The 8,761-nt window shown below is 48.2% G+C and carries 6 protein-coding genes; 1 reads left to right on the top strand and 5 read right to left on the bottom strand.

The genetic code is table 11. The features are described 5' to 3' along the window. Positions 1-171: 171 nt before the first annotated feature. From hemW to ilvD, 3 genes are all read right to left on the bottom strand, one after another. The gene (gene hemW / locus C7B77_RS16885) at positions 172-1,422 is read right to left on the bottom strand and encodes a radical SAM family heme chaperone HemW (protein WP_219892179.1); all 1,251 of its coding nucleotides are present in this window, start codon (positions 1,420-1,422) and stop codon (positions 172-174) included. A gap of 128 nt (positions 1,423-1,550) precedes the next feature. Beyond that, on the bottom strand, positions 1,551-2,189 hold the full coding sequence (locus C7B77_RS16880) for a glutathione binding-like protein (RefSeq protein ID WP_106307243.1): 639 nt from the start codon (positions 2,187-2,189) through the stop codon (positions 1,551-1,553). 299 nt (positions 2,190-2,488) lie between these two features. Further along, complete coding sequence (gene ilvD / locus C7B77_RS16875; RefSeq protein WP_106307246.1) at positions 2,489-4,174, bottom strand: dihydroxy-acid dehydratase; 1,686 nt, start codon at positions 4,172-4,174, stop codon at positions 2,489-2,491. Positions 4,175-4,830: 656 nt separating this feature from the next. Here ilvD and C7B77_RS16870 point away from each other — a divergent pair. Then, complete coding sequence (locus C7B77_RS16870) at positions 4,831-5,556, top strand: lysophospholipid acyltransferase family protein (protein ID WP_106307240.1); 726 nt, start codon at positions 4,831-4,833, stop codon at positions 5,554-5,556. 6 nt (positions 5,557-5,562) lie between these two features. Here the strand turns inward: C7B77_RS16870 and C7B77_RS16865 are convergent, their stop codons facing one another. Together C7B77_RS16865 and C7B77_RS16860 are read right to left on the bottom strand one after the other, a co-directional pair. Next, positions 5,563-6,054: an ATP-binding protein gene (locus C7B77_RS16865; protein WP_106307237.1), complete on the bottom strand. Its 492-nt coding sequence runs from the start codon at positions 6,052-6,054 to the stop codon at positions 5,563-5,565. 344 nt (positions 6,055-6,398) lie between these two features. Beyond that, positions 6,399-8,216, bottom strand: coding sequence for an N-acetylmuramoyl-L-alanine amidase (locus tag C7B77_RS16860; RefSeq protein ID WP_106307234.1), 1,818 nt, complete (start codon positions 8,214-8,216; stop codon positions 6,399-6,401). Positions 8,217-8,761 lie beyond the last annotated feature (545 nt).

Raw genomic sequence — 8,761 nt, 5'->3', positions numbered from 1 at the left:
GGCTCAGATTCATTCATCTTTTCCCCCTTATTTAGTAATTGTACCTCTTTCTATACTCTTTGAGCGGGAAGGGAGTATCGAATCGGCAACACAGATATAATAAGAATATCTTCAACATCTACTCGTTGCCGTAGCCGCTCAGAAGGAGAATAAACTACATGTCAATCGCGGTTAAAACTCCTGACTAAATATTTCTGTCAGTACGACATTAGAAAATAACAACCCTTCTGGATCTGATAATCTCAAATAGCGTTGGCAAAGCCTCTCGGAACGAGAATTGCCATCATTAACTATAACGATCTCTACCCATCCCCGATCTCGATCGCGTTGTAGGCATTTTAATAGACTATTTACTCGATCGATCCCAAATTCAGATTCGATCGATTTTAGACTTACCCCACGAGACAATCGCAATCCTAGCATCAAAGTTTCTAAAAACCGATCTGCTGCGGGGGTTAGATCTACGCGCCAATTGCAGCCATCGGCAATCCATTGATAATATTCCTGAGTCTTGCGAGGACGGGTAAAGCGATAATTTTCGAGATTGCTGGCTGCACCCATCCCGAAGGCGTAGTAGGGACGATTTTGCCAGTAGGTGAGATTGTGACGACACTGAGAGCCAGGTTTGGCGTAGTTAGAAATCTCATAATGTGCGTAACCAGCACCACTTAAAATTTGCTGGGCGGTACGATACATCTGTGCGGTGGTTTCGTCGCTGGGGAGGGGTTTGTCGCCAGGTTGATATTGCTTGGCGAAGGGAGTTTGCGCTTCGACGATCAGATCGTAGCAGGAAATATGATGGGGCTTGAGGGCGATCGCGGACTCTAAGGAAGCCACCCAATTCTCGATCGATTGTTGCGGCAATCCAGAAATCAGATCGAGGCTCCAGTTAGTGACACCGCCTTGCTGAATGAGGTCTACAGCCGCATAAATATCGCCCACAGTATGCGATCGACCGCATAATTGCAATAAGTTATCCTGGAAGGCTTGCACCCCAATACTGACCCGATTTACCCCCGCCTGGAGATAACCCTGAAGTTGAGCCAGATCGAATGTCCCCGGATCGATTTCCATCGAGATTTCGGCATCGTTGGCGATCCCAAATTTGGCGGCTAATAAGTCTAAAATCTGCCCTAATTGGGCGACGGTAAGCAACGAAGGAGTACCACCGCCGAAGAAGATTGTTTCTAACGGTCGATGGTAATTTATTTGGTTGGCAATTTCCGTCGCCAATCGCTCGATATAAAGTTGGATATTACCAGAACTCGCGCCATTATGGCGATCGCCGACGACAAAGACTGGAAAGTCGCAGTAGTAGCACCGCCGCCGACAGAACGGAATGTGGATATAAGCCGCAGTTGGCAACCACGTCGCGCTCGAATCGTGGGGGATGATGTGTGCGTCGGACGCAGTTAATGTCATGCTGGCTGAGACGATGAGTGATTCACGATCTCTATTATCGGCGATCGCTCGGGTCGAGCCAACTCACAAGTCGAGCGTCAGTACTTCAAAGTTACGATATCCCCGCTCCCCGCTCCTGCAACCCCAGATTAAAGAGTCATTGTCATCGCTTTTTGTACCGCCGGACGTTGTTGCAATAACTCCACCCACCGTTTGAGGTGCGGGTGCTCGTCTAAAGTCAAACCGAGTTTCTGGTAGTTAGCTACCCATGGATAGGTAGCGATGTCGGCAATTGAATAATCATCGCCAGCGATAAATGTATGGTTAGTTAGTTGACCATCTAAGACACTATATAACCGCAAAGTTTCTTTTTCGTAACGCTCGATCGCGTAGGGAATTTTTTCTGGAGCTGCGTGTTTAAAGTGTCCCAACTGTCCAAACATCGGGCCGATACTACCCATTTGCAGCATCAACCATTGCAATACTTGAAAGCGAGCTTTTTGGGCAGTTGGTAATAGTTTGCCCGATTTTTCAGCTAGATAAATTAAGATCGCACCAGATTCAAAAATCGTCAGATCTGTTTCTCGATTCTCCTCCGGAGAGGCTACGCCAACGACCATTGCCGGAATCTTGCTATTGGGATTGATAGCTACATATTCTGGCTTAAACTGGTCGCCTTTACCGATATCGATCGCATGAGTAGTATAAGGCAGACCGATTTCTTCGAGCATAATTAATGGCTTGCGACCATTAGGTGTAGTAAAAGTATAAAGATCGATAGTACTCATTTTTTGCTCCTGTTAAGATATCTAGAAAAAGATTCTGTCTGCTCGATCGTCGATTAATTTAACCTAACATGTCGATCGAATATCGGCCATCACTCGATCGAGAGTTGTCACACGATCGTTATAGCAGTAGTCAGGGCAATTAGGGCATTATTAAACCTTGGTATCAGATCCCCGACTTCTTGCAAGAAGTCGGGGATCTGTCCTAAGCACCTTGGCAGTTGTGATACCAATAAATTTACCAACCAATAAAATAGGGGAGCGAGAATCGATTCCCCTCCCCTCAATGTCGATCGACTAAATTAGAATAAATTCATATCTGTCACTGCACCTAGACTGCTCGAAGAAACCAACTTAGCGTACTTACCCAAAATCCCAGTTTGATAGCGGGGTGCGGGTGCTTGCCAGTTGGCGCGCCGAGTGGCTAATTCTGCTTCAGAGACATTCAACTGCAACAACCGCTGGGGTGCATCGATCGTAATACTATCGCCTTCATTAACTAGCGCGATCGTGCCGCCGACATAGGCTTCTGGTGCGACGTGACCGACAACCATCCCATAAGTACCGCCAGAGAAACGTCCGTCGGTAATTAAACCCACAGTATCGCCCAAACCAGCACCGATAATCGCAGAAGTAGGTGCGAGCATTTCCCGCATTCCAGGGCCACCTTTGGGGCCTTCAGAGCGGATGACGATGACATCACCTGCGACAATTTTGCCAGCGAGGATGGCATCGAGACAAGCTTCCTCGGATTCAAATACGCGCGCGGGGCCTGTAATAACGGGTTTTTTGACGCCAGTAATCTTGGCGACTGCACCTTCAGTGGCGAGGTTGCCTTTGAGGATGGCGAGGTGTCCTTGGGCGTACATGGGATTATCCCATTGCCGAATGACATCTTGGTCGGTGCGGGGAGTGCTGGGGATATCGGCGAGGACGTCAGCGACGGTTTGACCGCTGATGGTGAGCGCGTCGCCGTGGAGTAAGCCCTGTTCTAACAAGATTTTCATCACTTGGGGAATCCCACCTGCTTGGTGGAGATCCGTGGCGACATATTTACCCGAAGGTTTGAGATCGCAGATTACAGGTACTTTGCCGCGAATGACTTCAAAATCATCGATCGATAGCGGTACGCCGATCGTTCGAGAGATGGCTAGCAGGTGCAAGACAGCATTGGTAGAACCACCGACTGCCATAATTACCGCGATCGCATTTTCAAAGGCTTTCCTGGTCAATATTTGGGAAGGTAGAATCTGTTTCCGCACCGCTTCAACCAGCGCGTAAGCAGACTTTTCAGCACTAACGGCTTTTTCCTCATCTTCAGCCGCCATCGTCGAAGAATAAGGCAGACTCAAACCCATCGCTTCGATGGCCGAAGACATCGTATTGGCCGTAAACATCCCCCCGCAAGAACCAGCCCCAGGACACGCTTTTTGCTCGACCGCCGTCAATTCGGCCATGTCGATTTTACCCGCACTAAATTGACCGACAGCTTCAAACGAACTGACGACAGTCAGATCTTGGCCATTGTGATGTCCCGGCTTAATCGTACCGCCATAAACAAAAATCGCCGGAATATTCAGCCGCGCGATCGCAATCATCGCTCCTGGCATATTTTTATCACATCCGCCGATCGCCAATACACCATCCAAACTTTGCCCGTTACAGACAGTTTCGATCGAGTCAGCAATTACTTCCCGCGATACCAGAGAGTATTTCATCCCCTCCGTACCCATCGAAATCCCGTCGCTGATCGTAATCGTCCCAAACATCTGCGGCATCGATCCCGCCGCTCTGAGTGCAGCTTCCGCCCGAATCGCAAGGCTATTAATCCCCATATTGCACGGGGTAATCGTACTATAACCATTGGCCAAGCCGACGATCGGTTTGGTAAAATCATCATCCCCAAAACCAACCGCTCTGAGCATCGCCCGATTGGGAGATCGTTGCACGCCTTGGGTAATAGCTTGACTGCGCTTGTTATCTGACATATTTTCTTTGATACTCAATATTTCCAGCCACCGCTCCACACCACCGCACGACAAGCAGCGACTACACGCGCGATCGACAATTCGGCACAGCCGACGCTAGGCAAACGGTATTCGATCTATTCTACGGGCTATTAGCTCTTAATTTAATTGATAATTGATAATTGATAATTGATAACTGGGTTTTTAGGGGATTTAAACCACGGCTCTGTGCGAACAGATCTACATTCAGGATAAGCATGTTGCGGTAATCTACAGATCCGCCAAACTCTTGCTCGCGCCCGTGAACGATTACACAATACAAGCAATCCAAAGCCCAAGCACTAATGCGTTCGCGTAGCGTCTCGAAGAGAAGCGCGCCCCACTTCCTACAGATCGACCCTTACGCAGGGGAGTTTGAGGGGCGGCGTCCCGCCCCTCAACGGGGGGTCTGGGGGAAGCCTCCCCCAGATCCGGGTTCTCCTAGCACCAGTAAATCCCGAACAGCACTCGTTCTTAACCCCTTAATATCAGCCTTTCCACAAAAAGGGATCCATCTTAACTGGTAATTGCGTGTCACTTAAGAAACTGTCACGAGCGATGAGATCTAGCGTCACTTAGTTGGGTAGATTGATAGATAACCGGGATTACCCAGGGCAAAGATAAATACCTCAACAGCCATGACAGACTCACCACTTGCTACCACCACCCCCAAAGATCTCAGTTCGTCAGTCGATGGACACCAAACTAGAGTCTCCCCCTGGCTGAAGAAAATTATCTACCCCCTCGGCCAATATCTAGTCCTCCCTAGCTATTTCCGTGAGATTGAAATCATCGGCCAAGAAAACATTCCCAAAACAGGCGCAGTAATCCTAGCACCCACCCACCGCACCAGATGGGATGCCATTCTAGTCCCCTACGCATGTGGCCCTTACGTCACTGGTAGAGATTTACGATTCATGGTCAGCATCGACGAAATGAAAGGCATTCAAGGCTGGTTTGCCAGCCGATTGGGCGGTTTTGCGATCGATACCACCAAGCCGGGGATCGCTAGTATCCGCAATAGTGTCGAGCTACTTCATGCTGGTGAAATGCTGACCATCTTTCCCGAAGGTAATATCTTCCGCGATGGTACTCTACACCCGCTCAAAAAGGGCTTGTCCCGAATTGCCATGCAAGCAGAAGCTCTCAAGCCAGGATTGAACCTCAAAATTATCCCGATCGATCTCAATTACGAGCATCCTGTAGTAAGATTTCGCGATCGAGTCTCGATTCAGATCGGCACGCCAATAGAAGTCCAAAATTACCAACAATTTTCAACCAAAACGGGGGCTGAAAAAATCCATCAAGATCTAACTCAAGCGTTGACAAACTTGATGCAACAATCTCAGCCAGATTCGGTTTAGCCTAACTTAGGTTAATAGTGGTTCGCGCTTCTCTTTGGGCGCGTTTTCCCCAGCAATATGACAATATAATTGCTTGCAAAGAGAAAGTTCGGTGCCTTGACGATTCCAAACCACTCGATCGAATATTTGATGTAACAGAAACATCCCGCGCCCCGATTCTGACTCCATCGGGGGTAATTGCGCTAATGAATCTTGGCGATTTTTTTCGGTCGAGCTGGCGATGTCGCGTGCGGGAGGATGGAAACCACTGCCTTCATCAGAGATAATCCACCAATAAGCACCCTCCTCAAAACAAAAACGGACAATAACCTGCTTGTGTGGATCCAGGTTATTTCCGTGTTTGGCGGCATTTACTAATGCCTCTTGTAGTCCTAATCTAATCTCTGTCTGCCATTTACTCGGAACTGTTGACAATAGGCTGTCAAGGATCGGACAAAGAAAAAGTGTTGAAGAAAAGCTAACCTTATCCCACTCAGACTTGATTGGACTTAATACCATAGCAATCTTTTAATCCTCAATAGGCACTTTTGCCGGATTACAATCGCAAACTGTTTAAAAAAACAGTGTGGCTGTCGCTCGCGCATCTACGATCTATCTTATGCTGAGATCGTGCTCGAATAGCAGGGATCTAGCTAGAGTAATCGATCCCCCAATCGGGCTGGAAAAACTACTCCTAATGACAGATACATATCAACGTCCACATCTACCATTATAATGAAAAAACCTTGCACAGTCTAGGAAATCGAAGGTAGCATTTAGCTAAATATTTCTCCTACAAACTGTCTATAAATAGACTGCAATCCGATCGCCGCCAGAGGTGCGATCCGGGTTAGAGTTCTCGTTTACTTAGTAGCCGCGAGCATCCACTGCGTGACGCCATCCGCGATCGATTTGGCCATCTTTTGCTGTTCGGCAGGAGTGGCAATCAATTCAAACTCGCTGGGATTGCTCATAAAACCTAACTCTAACAGTACCGATGGCGAGGATACCGGACGCGCTAGGGCGAGATTATCCCAAAATACACCATAGGAAGGACGCCCCGTATCTTTGACTACGTGGTTATGGAGATACATGGCAAGGCTTTGGGCTTGAGCGTGGTACCAGAACGTCGAGAAACCTTTGGTATCGGGGTTACCGCCATCGGGGAGCGAGTTATGATGTACCGATAGTGCGAGGGTAGGTTCGAGATTATCGATAATTGTCTGGCGCTCGCTCAGTTCGATAAATTTATCGGATTCTCGCGAGAGATATACCGCTGCACCCCGCAGGGCTAGCTCGTTTGCCAATAGTTTGGACGCATACAGATTGGCCTCTTTTTCGGTATAACCATTCGGCCCGACTGCTCCAGAATCTTTACCGCCATGGCCGGGGTCTAAGAGAATTTTGGTGCCAGCCAGGGGTTTGAGCGGGTTACTTTTATCCAGCTTGGGTGGATGTCGCAGGGATAAAATCAGGTTACTACCTTGGTATTTGAGCTTATAACCCCACTGTTGTCTAGATTTGAGGTTAAAGACATATTGGACTACTCCAGGGCTGGTTTGCTTCCAATCTAGGCGCGAAACGGTCGGGTTATCATTAAAGCGGATGATATCGGTTTGGGCGGTGGTATTGTAGAGCGTCAGCGTCAGTGTATTCGTGCCTTGCTCTAGGGTAATCGGCACTGGTACTTGGAGCGGAATCGTGACATCGGTAGCTCCGTCGCGCTCTTTGCTACTCAAGCTCTTGACGATCGTTTTGGGCGGCACCGTGACGCCACTAGTTATCTGCACTTGCTCGGCCAGAATCCAGCCACCATAATCGAGCCGTACCCAGTTGGCTGGTTTACCATTATTACTCCCCGTCTGACGGGCGGTAATGGCGGCCTTGGTGCCCTTGGGTAGCGGTGTCAGCCGACTGAAATCCGAACCCGCACCCGTGCGTGCAATACCACTTTCGACGGTGACTTCAGCAATATCTAAATTAGTCGGCGTAAGAATCTGAACTTTCCCTGGTGCGGCTTGCGAGACTGTCTTCGCGGGATTACCTACTTCTAACTTATAAACAGGATGACCCAAATCCGCAGCCACAGATGCGATCGCGCAACCTAAATATTGTCCCGCACCATACATTGCTTGCGGTTGATTGCGATCGATTAATGCGGCCTTATTATCAGGTAACTCGACACTAGTATTTTGTTCTTTTAAGGGGATATCTTGTCCAGCAACATTTACCTGCACTTTCGCTTTTGTCGGTGCATTTGCCCCAAAGCAGACTAGTTCTCCAGGCATCCGCGCCACATCGCCTTGCGGCTCCAAGGAATTAGGTGCAAAATTGTCTTTTGGCGGCGGAGTTTTCTCGGCACCAGCACGAGTCACGACGATGGTTTTGGTTTGTCCGTTGTAATCGACCTCAAAGGTATTTTTACCAACTTTGAGATTGAAGACCGAAGCAAAATGTCCCTTTGGAGAGCGAGGAACGGGCTTATTATTTACAGATACCTTCCCTTCGCTAGGCGCGCTGCCAATCAAGAAGATGCGATCGGACGCGGTTTGATGGTTGGCGGGGGGATAGGAGATATAGAGCTTAGGGGTATCGACTTGCGCTCTAACTAATGGTGCTACCACTATCGCGGTGACGGCGATGCCACCTAAAATCCCTAACTGCGAATACTTACCGAGCATATATTTTGGATTTATTAACCGATCTTGAATAAGATTGTTTCCCAGCCATCGAGCAGGCTAGACGGACTTAGTATTTATACTTATTTATTGCTATGGATTATAGCATTGTTAGGCTTTAGGCTTTAGGTGTTAGGCTTTAGGCGGAAAGGGATTAGACCACTTGCCAACAGACCAATCTTGTTAATCCCGCTTGGTGCGCTAAATCCTTGGGTTCCCCAAGAAGCGCGCATCCGCAAAATCCTGCTAATCCCGATCGGTCTTTAGGTTTTAAGAGTCAATGGTGTAGTCGATCGATACTATTTTGATAACAGCGATACTTTGCCCGTGAAAAGTATCGCGAGCTACCTCTGACAACAGACAGTAAATCGCTCAAAATTGTTCGCCAAATAATGTACTCAAGACGGAAACTTTACCTACATCAGTTTCGCCACTCACTCTGGTGTTAGATGAGTTGGCAATCCATCGATACTAGTGCAGTGTCAAGATTAAAAATTAGGGTTACTTGGTTGCTTGCTAAAATGAGGAAAATTCCAAACAGAGGCAAG

The organism is Chamaesiphon polymorphus CCALA 037, assembly GCF_003003845.1.
GTDB lineage: Bacteria > Cyanobacteriota > Cyanobacteriia > Cyanobacteriales > Chamaesiphonaceae > Chamaesiphon > Chamaesiphon polymorphus.
Note: the sequence above shows the minus strand (reverse complement) of the source record. Positions and strands in the feature narration are given on the sequence as shown.